The sequence below is a fragment of the Eggerthella sinensis genome (assembly GCF_003339815.1).
Taxonomy (GTDB): domain Bacteria; phylum Actinomycetota; class Coriobacteriia; order Coriobacteriales; family Eggerthellaceae; genus Eggerthella; species Eggerthella sinensis.
On sequence record NZ_PPTT01000004.1, the window covers coordinates 186,648 to 204,908 of the forward strand.

At 64.7% G+C, this 18,261-nt stretch carries 16 protein-coding genes; all 16 read left to right on the forward strand.

Annotated elements, in window-relative coordinates:
• Nucleotides 1-50 precede the first annotated feature (50 nt).
• The 16 genes from C1876_RS03655 (at nucleotide 51) to C1876_RS03730 (ending at nucleotide 18,086) form a co-directional block, all read left to right on the forward strand.
• Complete coding sequence (locus C1876_RS03655; protein ID WP_114545365.1) at nucleotides 51-542, forward strand: MarR family winged helix-turn-helix transcriptional regulator; 492 nt, start codon at nucleotides 51-53, stop codon at nucleotides 540-542.
• Complete coding sequence (locus C1876_RS03660; RefSeq protein ID WP_114545366.1) at nucleotides 533-2,695, forward strand: ABC transporter ATP-binding protein; 2,163 nt, start codon at nucleotides 533-535, stop codon at nucleotides 2,693-2,695. Before C1876_RS03655 ends, C1876_RS03660 begins: the two co-directional genes overlap by 10 nt.
• On the forward strand, nucleotides 2,692-4,560 hold the full coding sequence (locus C1876_RS03665; protein WP_114545367.1) for an ABC transporter ATP-binding protein: 1,869 nt from the start codon (nucleotides 2,692-2,694) through the stop codon (nucleotides 4,558-4,560). The genes C1876_RS03660 and C1876_RS03665 overlap by 4 nt, the downstream gene beginning before the upstream one ends.
• Before the next feature lie 49 nt (nucleotides 4,561-4,609).
• Nucleotides 4,610-5,329 carry an HAD family hydrolase gene (locus C1876_RS03670; RefSeq protein ID WP_114545368.1) on the forward strand — a complete coding sequence of 240 codons (720 nt, stop codon included), beginning with the start codon at nucleotides 4,610-4,612 and terminating at the stop codon, nucleotides 5,327-5,329.
• A gap of 180 nt (nucleotides 5,330-5,509) precedes the next feature.
• Nucleotides 5,510-7,075, forward strand: a complete 1,566-nt coding sequence (locus C1876_RS03675) for a ribonucleotide reductase subunit alpha (protein WP_114545369.1) — start codon at nucleotides 5,510-5,512, stop codon at nucleotides 7,073-7,075.
• Nucleotides 7,075-7,623 carry an RrF2 family transcriptional regulator gene (locus C1876_RS03680; protein ID WP_114545370.1) on the forward strand — a complete coding sequence of 183 codons (549 nt, stop codon included), beginning with the start codon at nucleotides 7,075-7,077 and terminating at the stop codon, nucleotides 7,621-7,623. The genes C1876_RS03675 and C1876_RS03680 overlap by 1 nt, the downstream gene beginning before the upstream one ends.
• Nucleotides 7,624-7,658: 35 nt before the next feature.
• Nucleotides 7,659-8,489 carry an HhH-GPD family protein gene (locus C1876_RS03685; protein ID WP_211309498.1) on the forward strand — a complete coding sequence of 277 codons (831 nt, stop codon included), beginning with the start codon at nucleotides 7,659-7,661 and terminating at the stop codon, nucleotides 8,487-8,489.
• Nucleotides 8,490-8,865: 376 nt separating this feature from the next.
• Nucleotides 8,866-9,747 (forward strand): NrfD/PsrC family molybdoenzyme membrane anchor subunit, encoded by an 882-nt coding sequence (gene nrfD, locus C1876_RS03690; protein ID WP_158544601.1) that lies wholly within the window; start codon nucleotides 8,866-8,868, stop codon nucleotides 9,745-9,747.
• A gap of 49 nt (nucleotides 9,748-9,796) precedes the next feature.
• The gene (locus C1876_RS03695) at nucleotides 9,797-10,195 is read left to right on the forward strand and encodes a GntR family transcriptional regulator (RefSeq protein ID WP_244910023.1); all 399 of its coding nucleotides are present in this window, start codon (nucleotides 9,797-9,799) and stop codon (nucleotides 10,193-10,195) included.
• Between the two features lie 3 nt (nucleotides 10,196-10,198).
• The gene (locus tag C1876_RS03700) at nucleotides 10,199-11,134 is read left to right on the forward strand and encodes a slipin family protein (protein ID WP_114545373.1); all 936 of its coding nucleotides are present in this window, start codon (nucleotides 10,199-10,201) and stop codon (nucleotides 11,132-11,134) included.
• A gap of 341 nt (nucleotides 11,135-11,475) precedes the next feature.
• A complete protein-coding gene (locus C1876_RS03705; protein ID WP_114545374.1) occupies nucleotides 11,476-13,998 on the forward strand; it encodes a molybdopterin-containing oxidoreductase family protein in 2,523 nt (840 codons plus the stop codon).
• Entirely contained in the window at nucleotides 13,998-14,624 is a 627-nt protein-coding gene (locus C1876_RS03710; RefSeq protein WP_114545375.1) for a 4Fe-4S dicluster domain-containing protein, read from the forward strand. Before C1876_RS03705 ends, C1876_RS03710 begins: the two co-directional genes overlap by 1 nt.
• Nucleotides 14,625-14,640: 16 nt before the next feature.
• Nucleotides 14,641-15,864, forward strand: a complete 1,224-nt coding sequence (gene nrfD / locus C1876_RS03715) for an NrfD/PsrC family molybdoenzyme membrane anchor subunit (RefSeq protein WP_114545376.1) — start codon at nucleotides 14,641-14,643, stop codon at nucleotides 15,862-15,864.
• 82 nt (nucleotides 15,865-15,946) lie between these two features.
• Nucleotides 15,947-16,303, forward strand: coding sequence for a hypothetical protein (locus C1876_RS03720; protein ID WP_244910024.1), 357 nt, complete (start codon nucleotides 15,947-15,949; stop codon nucleotides 16,301-16,303).
• Nucleotides 16,304-16,786, forward strand: coding sequence for a DUF4405 domain-containing protein (locus tag C1876_RS03725; protein ID WP_114545378.1), 483 nt, complete (start codon nucleotides 16,304-16,306; stop codon nucleotides 16,784-16,786).
• On the forward strand, nucleotides 16,776-18,086 hold the full coding sequence (locus C1876_RS03730) for a radical SAM protein (protein ID WP_114545379.1): 1,311 nt from the start codon (nucleotides 16,776-16,778) through the stop codon (nucleotides 18,084-18,086). The genes C1876_RS03725 and C1876_RS03730 overlap by 11 nt, the downstream gene beginning before the upstream one ends.
• Nucleotides 18,087-18,261 lie beyond the last annotated feature (175 nt).

Here is an 18,261-nt window from a genome sequence, read left to right on the forward strand (position 1 = left end):
TTTAGCAGCTAAATTGTAGCAAGACCGAAACGAAGACGAAGAAGGGTGCGATGACAGATCCGTTTTTCGAAACGAAACGCGAACTGTACGAGCTCATGCAGCGCATGAAGCACGGCCAGATTTCGCCGCCGACGCCTGCGGGCGTCACGCCCACCGAGGCGCGCACGATGATGGTCATCGGCGCCTTCGATCGCGCGGACGGCGACGTCAGGCCGGGGCGTGTGGCCGAGATGATGCACACCACGCCCAGCGCGCAGTCGCAAACGTTCAAGTCGCTCGAGGAGAAGGGCCTCATCGAGCGCCATCGAGCGAGCAACGACTACCGGGCCGTGTCGGTGAGCCTCACCGAGGAGGGCGCGCGTTTCGCCGCCGAGGGCAGGCGCCTGCACGACGAGCACATGGACAACGTGCTGGCCTACGTCGGCGTCGAAGACATGCAGCACCTCGTGCGCATCCTGCGCAAGGTCGTCGAGTTCCATGAGCGCGATGCCGACGGCACGCGCAAGAGCAAACCAGAAGGAGGCGATACCCCGTGCGCATAATACGCTACCTCAAGAACTGCAAGATCGCGGTCGTGCTCATCGTGTGCCTGCTCATCGTGCAGGCGTTCACCGATTTGGCGCTGCCGAACTACACGTCGCAGATCGTCGACGTGGGCATTCAGCAGTCGGGCGTCGAGCACGCCGCCACCGACGAGATGACGGCCAAGACCCACGACGAGATCGCCATGATGCTGCCCGAGAACGACGAGCAGACGTTCCGCGACGCCTACACCGAAAGCGACAGCGGCACGTACACGCTGAACGACCAGGGCAAGAAGGAGCAGGAGGAGCTCGATCGCATGGTGGCGATGCCGCTCGTGGCCATCCACTATGCCAGCCAGATCCCCGACCTCGACCTCGATCAGGTGATGCAGGCCTACCAGGCCGGCGCCGTGCAGAAGCAGGACATCCTCGACATGCTCGACAAGGCCAAGGAGCAGATGGGCGACATGAGCGACTCCATCGTCGATCAGCAGGCCATCGCCGCCGCCAAGGCCGAGTACGAGTCGCTCGGCTACAACCTGTCCGACCTGCAGATGAAGTACCTCATCCGCATCGGCCTCATGATGCTCGGCCTCGCCGCGCTCGGCATGGTGGCCGCGGTGCTCGTGGGCTTCATCGCCTCGCGCACGGCCGCGAAGGTGGGCGCCACGCTGCGCGCGAAGCTGTTCCGCCAGGTGGTGTCGTTCTCCGACGCCGAGGTGCAAAGCTTCTCGGCGGCCTCGCTCATCACGCGCGGCACGAACGACATCCAGCTCATCCAGATGGTCACCGTCATGCTGCTGCGCATGGTGCTCTACGCTCCCATCCTCGCCATCGGCGGCATCATCATGATTTCGCGCACGAACCTGGCCATGAGCTGGATCATCGTGGTGGCCGTGGTGGCCATCTTCGTCATCATCATGGTGCTGATGCGCGTGGCCATGCCCAAGTTCAAGATCATGCAGAAGCTCATCGACAAGGTGAACCTCGTGTCGCGCGAGATCCTCACGGGCCTGCCCGTCATCCGCGCGTTCGACCGCCAGGCCTACGAGGAGAAGCGCTTCGACGACGCCAGCACGCACCTCATGAAGACGCAGCTGTTCACGAACCGCGTCATGACGTTCATGATGCCGGTCATGATGCTCATCATGAACCTCGTGTCCGTCATGATCGTATGGGTGGGCGGCCACTACATCGACACCGGCGCCATCCAAACCGGCGACCTCATCGCGTTCATCACGTACGCCATGGTCATCATCATGGGCTTCCTCATGATCGGCATGATCTCCATCATGCTGCCGCGCGCCGATGTGGCGGCGCAGCGCGTGAACGAGGTGCTGGAAACGAAGCCGACCATCTGCGACCCGGCCGCCGACCAGGCGCGCGACGAAGCGCTCGCCGCGCAATCGAGCGGCGCCACCATCGCGTTCAACGACGTGAGCTTCAAGTACGGCGACTCGAAGGAGTGCGTGCTCGAGCACATCGACTTCACGGCCGAGCCCGGCAAGACCACGGCCATCATCGGCTCCACCGGTTCGGGCAAGTCCACGGTCATCAAGCTCATCGAGCGTTTCTACGATGTGACGTGCGGTTCCGTCACCATCGACGGCGTGGACATCCGCGACGTGAGCCAGCAGGCGCTGCGCGAGCAGCTGGGCTACGTGCCGCAGAAGGCGTTCTTGTTCTCGGGCACCATCGAGTCCAACGTGGCCTACGCGAACGAGGACATGCCGAAGGAGCGCGTGGAAGAAGCCATCGACATCGCACAGGCCTCCGAGCTCGTGTCTTCGAAGGAAGAGGGACTCGAGGCGCCCGTGTCGCAGGGCGGCACGAACGTGTCGGGCGGCCAGCGTCAGCGCCTCGCCATCGCCCGCGCGCTGGCCACCGAGGCCCGCGCCTACCTGTTCGACGACAGCTTCTCGGCGCTCGACTACAAAACCGACGCGGCCCTGCGCCAGGAGCTGCACACGCGCCTGGGCGGCAAGACCGTCGTCATCGTGGCGCAGCGCATCTCCACCGTGCTGCATGCCGATCATATCATCGTGCTCGACGAGGGCCGCATCGTGGGCCAGGGCACGCACGAGGAATTGATGAAAACCTGCGAGGAGTACCGGGAGATCGCGATGTCCCAGCTGTCGGCCGAGGAACTGAACGGAGGTGATGTAGCATGAGCGCCCAGGAGAATCGTTCCATGCCCGGCGGCCGCAGGCGCGGCCCCGGAGGACCCGGCGGGCATATGATGCCCGGTGAGAAGCCCAAGGACCTCAAGGGCACGCTCGGCAAGCTCGTCGCCTTCATGGGCCGCTTCAAGGTGGCCATCATCGTGGTGCTCGTGTTCGCCATCGGCTCCACCATCTTCAACATCGTCGGGCCGAAGGTGCTGTCCACGGCCACGACCGAGCTGTTCAACGGCATCGTCGCGAAAATCGACGGGTCGGGCGGCATCGACTTCGACAAGATCGCGTCCATCCTGCTGTTCACGTTCGGGCTGTACGTGCTGTCCGCGGCCTGCTCGTTCGTGCAGGGGTGGATCATGAGCTCGGTGTCGCAGCGCACGTGCTACCAGCTGCGCAAGAGCATCGCCGAGAAGATCGACCGCATGCCCATGGGCTACTTCGAGCGCACGAGCGTGGGCGACACGCTGTCGCGCATCACGAACGACGTGGACACCCTCGGCCAGAGCCTCAACCAGGGCGTGACGCAGCTCATCACGTCCACGACCACCATCATCGGCGTGCTCATCATGATGCTCACCATCAATCCGCTCATGACGCTGATCACGGTGTTCATCCTGCCCATCTCGCTCGTCCTCATCATGGTGGTGGTGAAGCGCTCGCAGAAGTTCTTCGTCGCGCAGCAGAACACGCTCGGCGAGATCAACGGCCTCGTGGAAGAGACGTTCTCGGGCCATGCCATCGTCAAGGCGTTCAACCGCGAAGACGGCACGGTTGACAACTTCAACGCCACGAACGCGCGCCTGTACAACTCGGCGTGGAAGTCGCAGTTCATCTCGGGCCTCATGCAGCCCATCATGAACTTCGTGAGCAACCTCGGCTACGTGGCCGTGGCCATCGCCGGCAGCTTCATGGCCGTGCAGGGCATCATCACCGTCGGCGACATCCAGGCGTTCATCCAGTACGTGAAGAACTTCACGCAGCCCATCACCCAGCTCACGCAGGTGTCCAACGTGCTGCAGCAGATGGCGGCCGCGGCCGAGCGCATCTTCGCGTTCCTCGAGGCTCCCGAGGAGGAGCCCGATCACGTGACCGCGCGCACCGCCGACGTGGAGTGCAACGTCCAGTTCGACCACGTGCACTTCGGCTACGACCCCGAGAAGCCGGTCATCAAGGACTTCTCGGCGCGCGTGTCGGAGGGCCAGACCGTCGCGCTCGTCGGGCCGACGGGCGCGGGCAAGACCACCATGGTCAAGCTGCTCATGCGCTTCTACGACGTGCAGTCGGGCTCCGTCAAGATCGGCGGCGTGGACATCCGCGACTTCGCGCGCGACGATCTGCGCTCGCTGTTCGGCATGGTGCTGCAGGACACGTGGTTGTTCCACGGCACCATCCGCGACAACATCCGCTACGGCAAGCTCGACGCCACCGACGAGGAGGTGGAGGCGGCGGCCAAGGCGGCCTACGTCCACCACTTCATCCAGACGCTGCCGCAGGGCTACGACACCGAGATCAACGAGGATGCCAGCAACATCAGCCAAGGCCAGCGCCAGCTGCTCACCATCGCGCGCGCCATCCTGGCCGACCGCCGCATGCTCATCCTCGACGAGGCCACGAGCTCGGTGGACACGCGCACGGAGGAGCGCATCCAGAAGGCCATGGACAACCTCATGGCCGGACGCACGGCGTTCGTCATCGCGCACCGCCTGTCCACCATCAAGAACGCGAACCTCATCTTGGTCATCCGCGACGGCGACATCGTGGAGCAGGGCACGCACGAGGAACTGCTTGCGCTTGGCGGTTTCTACGCGGAGTTGTATAATTCTCAATTCACCGAGACGATCGACGAGGTGGAGGACTAGCGCATGCGCCCGTTCCCGCCCGTCGCACAGGGAATGGGAACAACGACGTATGCCCGCAACGGGAATCGAGAGCGCATCCGCGCAAAGGCAAGGCGCGCCTGAGGGTAAGGCGCGCCTTGCCGTGTTCGACTTCGACGGCACGAGCATCGACGGCAACTCGCCGGTGCTGCTGGTCAGCCATCTCATGAAGCACGATATGCTGCGGAAACGCGACGTGTTCCGCATCTTGCTGTGGGCGGCGGCCTACAAGCTGCGCCTGCCGCAGAACGAGGCCGCCGTGCGCGGGCTCGTGTTCAGCGCGTTCGAAGGCAAGCCCGTCGAAGAGGTGAACGCGTTTCTGGCGGAATTCTACGACGAGCGCATCGCGCCGTTGTTCCGCGCGCAGGCCGACGCTGCCATGCGCGCGCACGCCGAGGCGGGGGAGACGGTGCTCATCGTGTCCGCCACCTTCGAGCCCATCATCCTGCGCGCCATGGAGCACCATCCCTTCGAGCGGCAGATATCCACGCGCATGTGCGTGGCGCCCGACGGCACCTACACGCGTCAGGTGGAAGGCGTGCCGGTGGAGGGCGACGAGAAGCTCGCGGCGGTGCGCCGCTACGGCGACGAGCAGTTCGGCCCCGGGAACTGGGAGCTTGCCTACGCCTACGGCGACCACCACTCCGACCGCGCCATCCTCGCCGCGGCCGAGCACCCCCGCGCCGTGTCTCCCGACCGGCCGCTCTCGCGCACGGCGCGCGAGAAGGGGTGGGAGATCCTCGACTGGTAGCGGGGACGTCATTTCCGCCCCCCCCCCGGTCTTCTGCGGCGGCTTTGCTGTCGTATGCGTGACGTTTTGGGGTTTTTGCGGTGCGGCCTATGCGGATGCCTCCTTCTTCGGTAAAATGTGACCTGAGCATATGCATTTCTTTTGGTGACATGCAGTTTCTTTGAAAAGGAGGTTGGGTCCATGTTTGAGAACGACGCGAACAGCTCGCCCAGCCAGAATGACGAGCATAGCAATTCTTCCGCCGAGTACCTGCGCCTTGCGTCCCAAGCATGCGCTTCGGGCGATGCGGTCCTCGGGATGCACCTCTATCTGGCGGCGTTCGAACGCGCCCAGCACGGGGGCGGCACCGTGCCCGACGAAGCGGCTCTCGAGGGGCTCAAGCAGGCGTGGCAGCTTGCGTGCAAGCTCAAGGAGCGTTCCATCGCCGAATACGTCTTCGAGCGCCTCGAGCCCTATCTGTCCTCTGACGAGGCCGCGGCCTGCGCCGAGCAGCTGCAGAGCCTCGCGCTCGACAAGCTTGAGGAATACGGTCTGTCGCGCGAGGACCTCGAGGACATGACCGACATGATCTCCCAGGATTTCCTCGGTCTCGACGCATCGCGCCTCATGCGGGTGGAACACGTGACGGAGCGCTCCGCGCAGGCGGACGCCCAGCCCGCAGCTGCGGAGGCTTCTTCGGCCGCAGCCGCCGATGCCCCTGCCGAGCCCGCGCCCGAGCAGGCTGCAACCGAGACGTCCGACGTCGAAAAGGCCCTCGCGGCCGCCATCGAGTCGTGCGGGGACGACCCCGACGCGCATGCGGTGGTGTCGTCGCTCGAGAACATCTCGTACAAGGAGCTCGTCGGCTACGACGAGACGGTGAAGCTCATGCGCGACTTCGGCGTGGGCATGCAGGGCGACGAGCGCTTCCAGGAGCTTGTCGACATGCTGAACAGCCGTCACGGGCTCGACCGCATGCCGGCCACCGACGCGCTGCTGTTCCGCTCGCCGGCGCGCGAGGACGCGAACCGCTTCATGGTGGCCACGCTCGGCGAGCTGGGCCTGCCCGCCATCCGCATGCACATGGAGGAGAACCTCCAGGGTATGCCGGTGCTGTGCGTCATGGCGCAGGCCGACCGTCAGCCGAAGCTCAACGCCGCGCGCAACGCCTTCGAGGGCGCGGGCGTGCTCATGTTGGAGGACCTCGACATGTGGATGTCTCCCATGGTGGAGTCGTCGATGGGCGATGAGCTGGGCGGGTTCCTCATGGCCAGCCTGTCGCGCGGCGCGCGCGAGGCCATCAGCCTCATCCGCTCGGCCGTGGAGAATCCCGACGTGTTCGTGCTGGCGTCCGCTTCCGAAGCGGGCGACATCGACCCGTTCTTCTACGACCTCTTGGAGCCGCTGTCGGTGATCGACATCGATTACCCCACGGAGTCCGAGCGCAGCGACATCTGGATGGAGGTCGCGCGCGATCACCCGTCGCTGCGCGGGATCGATCGGGCGGCCCTCGTGCGCTTCTCGGCGCAGATGCCCCGCTACGACATGTACATGGCCGCCCGCGAAGCCATCGAGGAGGCCTACAAGGCCAGCCTCGTCGCGCGGCGCTACCTGCCGGTGACGGCGGACAACCTGTTCGACAAGCTGGCGGCGTACCAACCGCTCGACTCCGACGAGTACCGCGCCCTCGAGGAGGCGGTCGTGAGCGACTTCAGACGCGAGCTGGAACATTTGGAAGACCTGCTCATCGGGGAAGAGGGAAACTGATGGATGTCACGCGTCGCTGCGATTACGCCTGCAGGATTCTGAGGGCCGCCTACAAGAGCGGGGAATCCTACGTGTCCGTGTCCGATATCGCGGAGCAGGAGGACATCCCCTACGCGTTCGCCCGCAGCATTCAGCACGATCTGGTGAAGGGCGGCCTCATCAAGACGGTGCGCGGGGCCCGCGGAGGCCTCGCGCTCAACTGCGACCCGGCTTCCGTCACCCTGCTCGAGGTGCTCGAGGCGGTGCAGGGCCCTGTGAGCATCTCGCTGTGCGTGATGGATCCGGCCTACTGCGACAAGCAGAAGGATTGCGCGTACAACAAGCTGTGGCAGGGTGCCGATCGCCTGCTGAACGCGTACTTCGGCGCCATCACGCTCCGGGACCTCATCGAGCAGGGGGCCTCGCACCCGGTGGTGGAGGCCGCTATGGCGAAGGCGCAAGGCTCGGCTGGCGAACCGAGCGCGCACTGCGCCGCAGGGTGCCCGAGTCTCGAGCCGCGCATCGTCGGGGATGGCGCCGAGGCGGACGTGTGCGAGTCGTGCGCGTAGAGAAGGCCGGCCTGGACGCGTGGCCCGAGGACGCGATGGGGCGTGACGAGTTCGTCGAGCTCGTGCGCAGCGAGGGCGAGCGGCTGTACCGCGTCCTGCCGTGGCGTTGCATCGACGACCCCTATGCCGTGCTGGTCAGCGAAGTGATGCTGCAGCAGACGCAGGTGGCGCGCGTCGAGAAGCATTGGACGCGCTTCCTGGGGCTGTTTCCCACCATCGACGCGCTTGCCGCTGCCGGCACCGCCGACGTGCTGGCGCAGTGGCAGGGCCTCGGGTACAACCGTCGCGCGCTCGCGCTCAAGCGGGCGGCCGAGGTGTGCGCGGCCGAGCGGGGAGGGAAGCTTCCGGATACCGCCGAGGAGCTCGAGGCGCTTCCCGGCATCGGGCCCGCCACGGCGGCGGGCGTCATGGCGTTCGCCTACAACCGTCCTTCGGTGTACATCGAGACGAACGTGCGCACCGTGTTCCTGCACGAGCTGTTCCCCGCGTGCGACAAGGTGTCCGATCGCCAGCTGGCGCCGCTCGTGGCCGCGACGTGCCCTGAGGACGATGCCCGGGCCTGGTACTACGCGCTGCTCGATTACGGCGCGCACCTCAAGACGCTCGTGGCGAACCCGTCGCGGCGCAGCGCCCACTACACGCGGCAGTCGGCCTTCGAAGGGTCGCGTCGCCAAAAGCGCGCCGAGCTCGTGCGCATCGTGCTGGCCGAGCCCGGCATCGGCGCCGACGAGCTGGCCGAACGCCTCGACGTCTTCGAGCGAGCCGCCGGCCGCGACGGCGTAGACGCCGCCACGTTCGACTCCATCGTAGGAGACCTCGTAACCGAAGGCTTCTTCCGCAACGAGGAAGGCGCGTTCTTCGCGTAGGGCGAGGGAGGCGGGCTTCCCCTCGTTGCGTCCGCCGAACGCCATGCGTACGCAAGCGCCACCGCGGACGCAATGAGGGAAGCTGTGCGCGCGAATGGGGGGGGGGAGCGCTGTGCGCGAACGAGGGGGAGCGCAGGCGCAATGAGGGTTGCGCGCGCGAATGGGTGCGCGCGCAAGCGCTCTCTTTTTTCCCTGCGTCCGCCGGGGCTCTCGCGCACGCTTTCCCCAACGCGGACGCACCCACTACCCTCCCATCCGCACCTTTCTTCCCATCCTCCCTATCCCAACCCCCCATCCGCACCTTCCCCATTTGACCTAATATCCTATGATAACGTGTTATACTAACCGCGACATGCTCATCGGCAGGGGGAGTGCGGTGGTATTCGGCTGGTACATCGTGGCGTACCTGTTTCTCGCAGGGGCCGGCGGCGGGGCGTTCTTCGCGGCCGCGAGCGCCTGCGTGTGGGACGCCGTGCGCCGAAGCGATGCGAGCGAGCGCTTGGCGCGCACGTGCCAGGCCGGCTTCTACGCGGCCCCGTGCCTCATGGTGCTGGCGGCGGTGTTCCTGCTACTCGACCTCGGCAACGCCGAGCGTGCATGGCTGGTTGCCGTGATGCCGTTCCAGTCGGTGATGTCGGTGGGCGCGTGGCTCGTGGCGCTGCTGACGGCGGCATCGGGCGCGCTGGCGCTGTACGGCCTGATCGCCGGGTCGGTCCCGCGCGCGTTCCAGTGGGCGTGCTGCGTGGTCGGCGGCGTGTGCGCCGTCGGGGTCATGGGATACACGGGCCTGCTGCTGTCGGATATGGTGTCCATCGATTTCTGGCACACGCCGTGGCTGATCGCGCTGTTCGTCGTGTCGTCGCTGTCGTGCGGCGTCGCCGCCATCGTGACGCTCGATGCGACGTTGGCCCCGCCGTCGTACGATGTGTCCGCCGCCCTGTGGCGTGCGGGCGCGGCGCTCGGCGTCGTCGAAGCGTGCGTGCTCGCGGCCTTCCTGTTGACGCAGGCCGGCTTCACCGAGACGGCGCGCGCCTCGTGCGACCTGCTGCTGACGGGTTCGCTCGCTCCTGCGTTCTGGGGCGGGGTGTGCACGCTGGGGCTCGCGGTGCCGTTGGCGGTGCATGCGGCAAGCGGCCTCATGCCGCTGCGCCCGGCCATGCTGGGCTCGTCGACGTGCGTGCTGGTTGGTGGACTTCTTCTGCGGTATTGCATCGTGGCCGCGGCGTCCTTCACGCCGATGGCCCTGAGTGCGATATGATGAGGAGCGTACGCAGGATATGTTCGGACGATTTTGATTGCAGGCAAGCGTGACGACTGAGAGCAAAACCATACAGATCACCATCGACGACGACAGCGGCATCCCTATCTGGCTGCAGCTGCGCAACCGCCTGATCTACCTCATCACCTCGGGTTTCTACGACACCGGCGACAAGCTGCCCACGGTGCGCGAGATGGCGGTCGAGCTGGGGATCAACTACAACACGGTGAGCAAGGTGTACCAGGATATCGAGCGGGACGGCTACATCGTCTCGAAACGGGGGAAGGGCACGTTCGTGCACGACAAGTACCGCAACGCCAGCGAAACGGCCGACAACGCGGTGGATTCGCTCGCGGACGTGTTCATTCAGCAGTGCCGTGAGATGGGCGTGCCGCGTGCGGACATCGTCGGGCTCGTGGAGAAACGGCTCGAAGCGTTGGAAGGGTAGGTTATGAAGTTCAGCCTGAGAAGCGATCACGTCAAAACGTCGAGGTCGAAGGACGACGAGCGCCGCTCGGTCGCATCCACCGAGCTTGAGCCGAACGAAGCGACGCGGGCCGGGGTCTACCTGTTCTCGCTCGTCATGTTCGCGCTGGGGTTCGGTGTGGCGTTCGCCGCCACGCTGCCGTGGCTGTCCGTGGTCACCGTCGTGGCCGCCGTGGTCGTCGGCCTGCTGTGCGCGAGCTGCGTGCGCATCGCGCCGCAATGGGAGCGCGTGGCTGTGCTGCGCTTCGGCCGCTTCAACCGCGTGGCCGGGCCGGGGCTGTACTTCCTCGTTCCCTTCGTCGAGTACACGGCCATCCATATTGACCATCGCGTGATGACCTCGTCCTTCTCGGCCGAAGCGGCTCTCACGGCCGACCTCGTGCCGGTGGACGTGGACGCCATCCTGTTCTGGATGGTGTGGGACGCCGAGAAGGCGTGCCTCGAGGTGGAGAACTACCCGAAGGCGGTGCTGTGGTCGGCGCAAACGGCCATGCGCGACGCCATCGGCCAGCTCAACCTGGCCGACCTGTCGCTGCGGCGCAAGCAGATCGACCGCGAGTTGCAGGAGATCATGGGCGCGAAGTGCGAGCAGTGGGGGATCACCGTCATGAGCGTGGAAATCCGCGACATCATGGTGCCGCGCGAGCTGCAGGACGCGCTGTCGAAGGAGGCGCAGGCCGAGCGCGAGCGCAACGCGCGCGTCATCTTGGCCGAGGTGGAGAAGGATATCTCCGAGATGTTCGTCGAGGCGGCCGAGGTGTACGACCGCAATCCCAAAGCCATGCAGCTGCGTGCGATGAACCTGGCCTACGAGGGTGCGAAGGACGGCAAGGGCGTTCTGCTCGCGCCGAGCAGCCTGGCCGACGGGTTCGACGTGAGCAAGCTGTTCAAGGGGGAGTGACGAAGGCCGCTCCCGCATACGGTGCGCTTCGGTGCGCGCCGCCGCGCGAAGGCGCCCGCTTGTCGGGCGCCTTCGTCATGCCGGATGCGCGTCCACGCGTCTCGGCACGCGTTCTCCTCAGCTGCAGGCGTTCCCATCTCGATTATTCTTAAAGTAGCATCATCTAATTGCTTCATTGAACTATTACAATATGATAACATGACAGACACAAGGATCTGGCCGATTCTGCGTTGGGATTATGGGGGATATCGTTCGAGCACGTGCGCTGCAGGCGATGGTTGCGCAGCCGAAGCCCGAGGGAGCACGCGAGGGTATCCTGACTGACCTTTTGAGGAGGAGAGATGTCAGAAACGAAGAGCCCGCACGCCGGACTCACGCGCAGAAGTTTTCTAAAGACCACCGCCGCCGTCGCAGGCGCAGCCGCCGTGGGAGAGGCCGTCACGCCGAACCTCACCGCGCTCGCCGCCGACACCCGCAGCGGAGAAACACCCGAAGAACAGGTGTTTTACAGTGCGTGTGGCGGAAACTGCGGTGGACCGTCATGCCGTATGAAGGGTATCGTGCGCGAGGGTAAGCTCGTGCAGGTGAAACCGGTGTCGGACTACAATGCCGCCCATCCCGAGTTCAAGACCGGATGCGTCAAGGGTCAGACGAACCCGCAAAGGCTCTACGGCACGAAGCGCGTCCTATACCCGCTCAAGCGTGCCGGCGAGCGAGGCGCGGGCGAGTGGGAACGCATCAGCTGGGACGAAGCTATCACGCTGCTGACGGACAAGATGAAGGCGGCGCAGGAACAGTACGGCGATTCTGCCATCGCGTTTTGGCACAGCTACGTGGGCAGCGGCATCCTGAACCATGCGACGTCCTACATGCCCATGAAGCCGCGCGGCGGCACGAGCGTGTCCCTCGAACGCTTCGTGAAGAAGACAGGGGCAACGGTGATGACGCCGGCCGCCGACCTGTGCTACATGTGGATGAACAACCTGACCGGGTATTCCACGTACAGCGCTCCCGCATCCGAGGTCCTGAACTCGAAGACCATCTTGTTGTGGGGTATCAATCCGGTTGGCGCATCGCGCGACATGTGGCACTTCGTCCGCAAAGCGAAGGAAAACGGTGCCACGCTCATCACGATCGATCCGCGTTTCCAGCTGAGCGCTGCTCAGTCCGATCTCTATCTTCCGGTGCGCCCGGCAACCGATGGGTATCTGGCCTTGGCCTTGTGCAACCACATCATCGACAACGACTGGGTCGATTGGGACTTCTTGGCCAACGAGTCGGTTGCCCCGTTCCTTCGCAAAGAAGACGGCACGCTGCTTCATTTATCCGACCTGGGTATGGAGCCCGAAGAAGGTCCGGTTGACGCAGCGACGGGCAAGCCGAAGGCAATCGATGCCGAGGTGGTGTACGACGAGGCGGCCGGCGAATTCGGGTCGGCGAACAAGATTTCCGATCCCGCCGTGCGCGGCTCCTTCGAGGTTGGAGGCTTTAAGGTTCAAACCGTGTTCGATTATGTCGTGTCACGCATCAAGGAGTACACCGTTGAGAAAGCCGCCGAGGTGTGCGATGTTCCCGCCGAGAAAATCGAGGAAGTCGCTCGGCTGTATGCGACAGCGAAGCCTGCAGGCATTGCCACGTATCAAGGCTGCGGCCATTACTACAATTCGCGACATGTGTACAAGAACTTCATGCTGCTGGCCTCGCTGACGGGCAACCTGGGTAAAAAAGGCACGTACGCGTATCTCGAGCACTTGCAGGAGCACACCGAGGTGGGCTCTCCTGCAGGCGGCACGACGAGCACGGTCGACCTCATCAAAGTGGATGACGCCAAGCAGGGCGTTGCAGTGACGGGGCAGTACTTGCCCGAGATCATGGAGAGCGGGAAGTTCGGCGGCAAGGACCTGCCGATCAAAGTGGTATACGTCATGCAGGGCAACCCCCTGGCCTGCGACAGCGGTCGTCAGGCGCTCATCGAAGCCATTAAGAAGCTCGATTTCTTCTGCGTGGCCGATCCTCATATGTCCGATACGGCCCGCTATGCCGATCTCGTCCTGCCCATCGCGCTCACGTGGGAGAAGGAGGACGCGGCGGGGGGCTACGCCCTGTTCGAGAAGGCCGTCGAGCCGGCGGGGGAGTGCAAGACGGACATGGACGTGTTCCGCATGCTCGCCGACAAGATGGGCTTCCCCGACCTCTACGACAAGACCGACGAGGAGTACCTGCGCGCTGCGCTCGACACCCCCTTCAACAAAGCGAACGGGTTCACCTACGACGACTACAAGGAGAAGGGCTTCATCGCGAAGTTCCCCGAGGACATGGCTCCTGCGGCTGCGGCGAGCGGTGCGGCAACGGCGAAGAAGCGTGCCGTCTTCTATATCGAGAAGCCGTACGCCAAGGATGACAACGGTCGCGTTTTGGATATGGACATCGAACGCGCGCCGTATTTCGAGGAGCCGCTCGAAGCGAGCGTGAACAGCCCGGAACACGAGAAATACCCGCTGTTCGGTTTCAGCGTGCATGAAATCTACCATGCCCAGTCGGTTTTGGTTGATATCCCTTGGATGAACGAGCTTCGTCCTGAACCGCGTATCGAAATCAACGAGGATGCGGCGCGCGATCGCGGCATCAAACAGGGCGATACGGTGCGCGTGTTCAACGATCGTGGCTTCGTGGTATGCAAGGCCGTTGTCACCAAGGGCATTCGTCCCGATTGTATCCTGCTTCCTCACGGATGGCAGACCGATGATTTTATTGCGGGCCACAGCACGGACTTGACGCGCGTCGATATGGATCCCATTACGGGCAACAGCGCTTACAACGAAATCCTGTGCGAAGTCGAGCTCTACGATGGGGGTGCTGAATAATGACTCGGTATGGTTTCGTCGTCGATACGACGCGCTGCGTCGGGTGCAACTTCTGCTCGATGGCATGCAAGGTGGAGAACAACCTGCCCGATAGCATATGGTGGAGCCGGGCGTATACCGACGGCGGCGAAGTGGAGCAAACGCCGGCGGGCGAATGGCCCGACAACCTGTCGATGTCGCTCATGACGGTGGCGTGCCAGCACTGCGACGATCCGGCCTGCGCGAAAGCCTGTCCGGTGGGCGCCACGTACAAGGATGCGGACACGGGCATCGTGCGTCAGGATTACGACAAGTGCATCGGCTGCCGCATGTGCATGACGGCATGCCCCTACACGGGCGTCCGCACGTTCAACTGGGAAGAGCCGAAGTACTTCCTCGATTTCCCCGTGGGCAATGTCGATGCGCCGAAGCATCAGAAGGGCGTCGTGGAGAAGTGCACGATGTGCTGGCATCGCATCGCGAAGGGCGAGCGCCCCGCGTGCGCCGACGTGTGCCGTGAAATGGCGCGCTTTTGGGGCGACTTCGACGATCCCGATTCCGACGTGTCCAAGCTCATTCGCGAGCGGCCGTTCAAACAGTTGCTGCCGGAAAAGGGCACGGGTCCCTGCGTGTACTATCTCGTCTAGGCAGAAAGGTCACATCATGTCTGAAAATGTTACGGCGACGCAGTCGCCTCAGGTTCCTGCTGTCAAATTCGGCGGAAAGGGACTCACCATCGGCATCGTCATCGCGGCGGCGGTGACGGTGATCGGCCTCGTGCTGTGGGGAATGCAGCTGGTGGGCGGTTTCATGGACACCGATATGCGCGATTTCAACCCCTGGGGTCTCAGCATCGCCCTGTTCATGTTCTTCGTCGGCCTCTCCGTGGGCAGCATGGCCGTAGCCGCGGCGCCGAAGGCGTTCAAGCTCGCGGGCTTCGAGGGCCTTACGAAGGTGGCCACCTGGCTGTCCATCTGCAGCACGGTGCTGGCTATCGGGTTCGTGGTGGTGGACCTCGGCCAGCCGCTGCGCCTCTGGGAGTTGTTCGCGTACTCGAACCTCGGCTCGCCGCTGATGTGGGACATCATCGTGTTGGCGGTGTACCTCATCCTGTCCGTCGTGTTTCTGTGGACGCTGCTCGGCGCCGAAAAGGGAAAGGCGAGCGAGAAGTCGGTTCGCATCGTCGCCGTGGTGGCTCTCGTGTGGGCGCTGCTCGTCTGCGCGGTCGACGCGTGGATTTTCAGCCTCATGCCCGGGCGCCCCATGTGGAACACGGCGCTGTTGGCTCCGTGGTTCATCTCTTCGGCGCTCGCAAGCGGCACGGCGCTCGTGCTCGTGGCGGCCGTCGCTTTGCGCAAGGGCGGGTACGTGCAGCTCGCGCAGGAGAGCTTCGTCAAGCTGGTGAAGACGATGGGCGTGTTCATCTGCGTCGATCTGTTCTTCTTCGCCTGCGACCTCATCACCGAGGGTTTCCCGGCGTCGTCCCAGATCGTGGCCATGTTGACCACGGGGCCGCTCGCTCCGTTCTTCTTGACCGAGGTGGTCGGGTCGGTCGTTGCAGCGCTCGTGTGCTTCGTGCCGAAGCTGCGCACGAACCCGCTTGCGGTGGCTGCCGGCCTGCTGGTCATCCTCGGCATCTTCTGCAAGCGTATCCAGCTCGTGGTGGGAGGTTTCCAGGTGCCCGCGCTCGACTACGCGACGTTCCTGACGGATTTCACCGTGACGGGGCCGTGGGGCCAGGGCCTTGCCGGCGCGTACGCGGGCATGATCTACACGCCCACGCTGCCGGAGATGGGCCTCGCCCTGGGCGTCGTGGCGCTCGGCGTGCTCCTGGTGCTGCTGGGATTGAGGCTGCTGCCGCTTGCGACAGCGAAGGATTCCCTCTAATCGCTCCCGCTTGGCCGAGGGGTGCGGGCGTTCGCGCTGCGCATCCCTTCGGTCGGGTGCATTCGGGTAAAGGAGGAGCCTGATGAGAAAAGCTGTGATGACCTTGGTGGCGTTCGCGCTTGTGGGCGCGTGCGTGTTCTTCGCGGGCGTGGCGGCCGACGCTTCGGTGGGGCTGCCGCAGCCCGTGTCGCCCGCATCGCCCTGCCCGGCAACGGCGTGCGCATCGGGGGAGTGCCATGGCTTCGACGCCGTTCCCGACCCCGACGACGTCCATGAGATGAGCTGTCCCGAGGTGACCTGCGCCAGCGTGGAATGTCACGCGTGGGACACGCTGACGACGCGTTACTACCAGCCTTCGGACGCGAGCATGAACCTGTGGCTGCTCGCGCCGGTCGCGCTCGTGGTGGGACTCGTGCTGCTTGTGAAGAAGGTGAAGTAGATGGAGCGGAAGAACCTCGTCGTCGATGTGGCGGCGCTTGCGGCGTACGCAGCGGTGGCGAACCCGGCTCTCACGGGCGTCGGCGTGCACGAGTGGATCAGCTTGGGCCTGGTCGTGCTGTTTTTCGCGCATTGCGCGATGCATGTTGACTGGGTGGTCGACACGGTGACGGGCGCAGCGCGTCGGCTTTCGCCGGCGCGCGTGGGAAACCTCGTGCTCGACGTGACGACGCTCGTCGTTTTCATGGTGGTGATCGTATCGGGGCTGCTCGTGTCGGGGTCGGTGCTGCTGGCGTTCGGCCTGTACGCCGACGGGTACTACTTCTGGGATCCGCTCCATGCGATAGCGGCCAAGGTGTTGCTCGCGTTGCTGCTTGTGCACCTTGTGGTGCATTGGAAGTGGCTGTACCGCTTCTTCCGGAAGAGAGGGAAGGACGAGGGCGTGCACGTCGCTCGGCGAATGGAGGACGCGCATGGCGACTAGGGATGCGGCGCTTGCCGCGCGGCCGACGCTGCGAGCGTGGATCGACGAATACGCCGCCATCGAACGCGACTGCCTCGATGCGTTGGCTCGCGAGGGCATCGACCTCGCCGCGGTCGGGCGCTTCGACGCGGAGACGGCGGCCGTCAAGCGACGTCTCCGCGCGAAGGGCGCGGCGTTTCGCAACGGCGAAGCGAGCATCGTAGTCGGTCCGCTGTCTCCCGCGTGCGCGGCGTGCTCGACCGGCTTGGGCAGCAAGACATTCGTCCTGTCCATGCGGTGCAATCGCGACTGCTACTTCTGCTTCAACGTGAACCAAGGCGACGGTGCGGCGTGCGACGGGTTCAACGACGCATGGCGTGCCGAGGTGGATGCGTTCGCCGCACGCTGCGACGAGGTAACCCATGTGGGATTGTCGGGCGGCGAGCCGCTGCTGTTTGGCGAGGAGTCCGTCGCGTTCGTGCGCCACGTTCGCTCCGAGCACCCCGATGCGCATGTGCGCATTTACACGGCGGGAGACTTCCTCGACGAGGCGATCTTGTCAGCGCTGTGCGACGCCGGGCTCGACGAGCTGCGCATGAGCGTCAAGCTCGACGTGCGCGATGCGTGCGATAGCGCGCGGGTCGAGGCGATGTTGGACGAACCGCTGCGCAAGCTCGCGCTCGCGCAGCGGTTCGTTCCCGCCGTGATGGTGGAGATGCCGGCGATCCCGGGCACCGGCGACGCCATGCGCGAGCTGCTTGCGCGGCTCGACGACCAGGGCGTCTTCGGAATCAACCTGCTCGAGTTCGGCTATCCGATGAGCGACTGGGAGGCGTTTCGCGCGCGCGGCTTCGAGGTTCGCAACCCGCCGTACGTCGTTGCGTACGACTACGCCTATCCGGCGGGGCTGCCCATCGACGGTAGCGAGTTTTTATGCTTGGAGCTGCTGGAATACGCACTGGACGAGGGGCTGTCGCTTGGCGTGCACTACTGCTCGCTCGAGAACAAGAACCGCGGGCAGGTGTTTCGCCAGAATGCGGAAGTTCCTCTCGACCCGATGCTCTACAAGCTCGACGAGGAAGATTTTTTCTACAAGACCCTGAAGGTGTTCGACGGCGACGTGGCCGTTGTGCGCGAACGCTTCGAGGCGCTCGGCGCATCGTTCGCCATCGACGCCGGCGACGGCAGCCTGCAATGCCATCCGGATCGGCTCGAAGACGTGGCTGATCTGGACGTGCTGCCGACGCTGTCGTACAACGTGGTGGAGCGAACCGCTCGCGGGTGCTCGCTTCGCGAACTCAAGCTTGAGACGACGAGATGAGGAGCTGCAATGAGTGATGTGGGAGTCTGGCAGGTTCGCGCCGCCGCCTGGGAGCTGCTGGCGCTGTCGCTGCGCTACCCGGACGAGGTGCTGGGCGAGGCGATAGCGAGCGGCGAGTGGGAGGCGGCCGCCGCCGAGATCGCGGAGGCGCTGGGGATCGGCGAAGGGGAGGAGG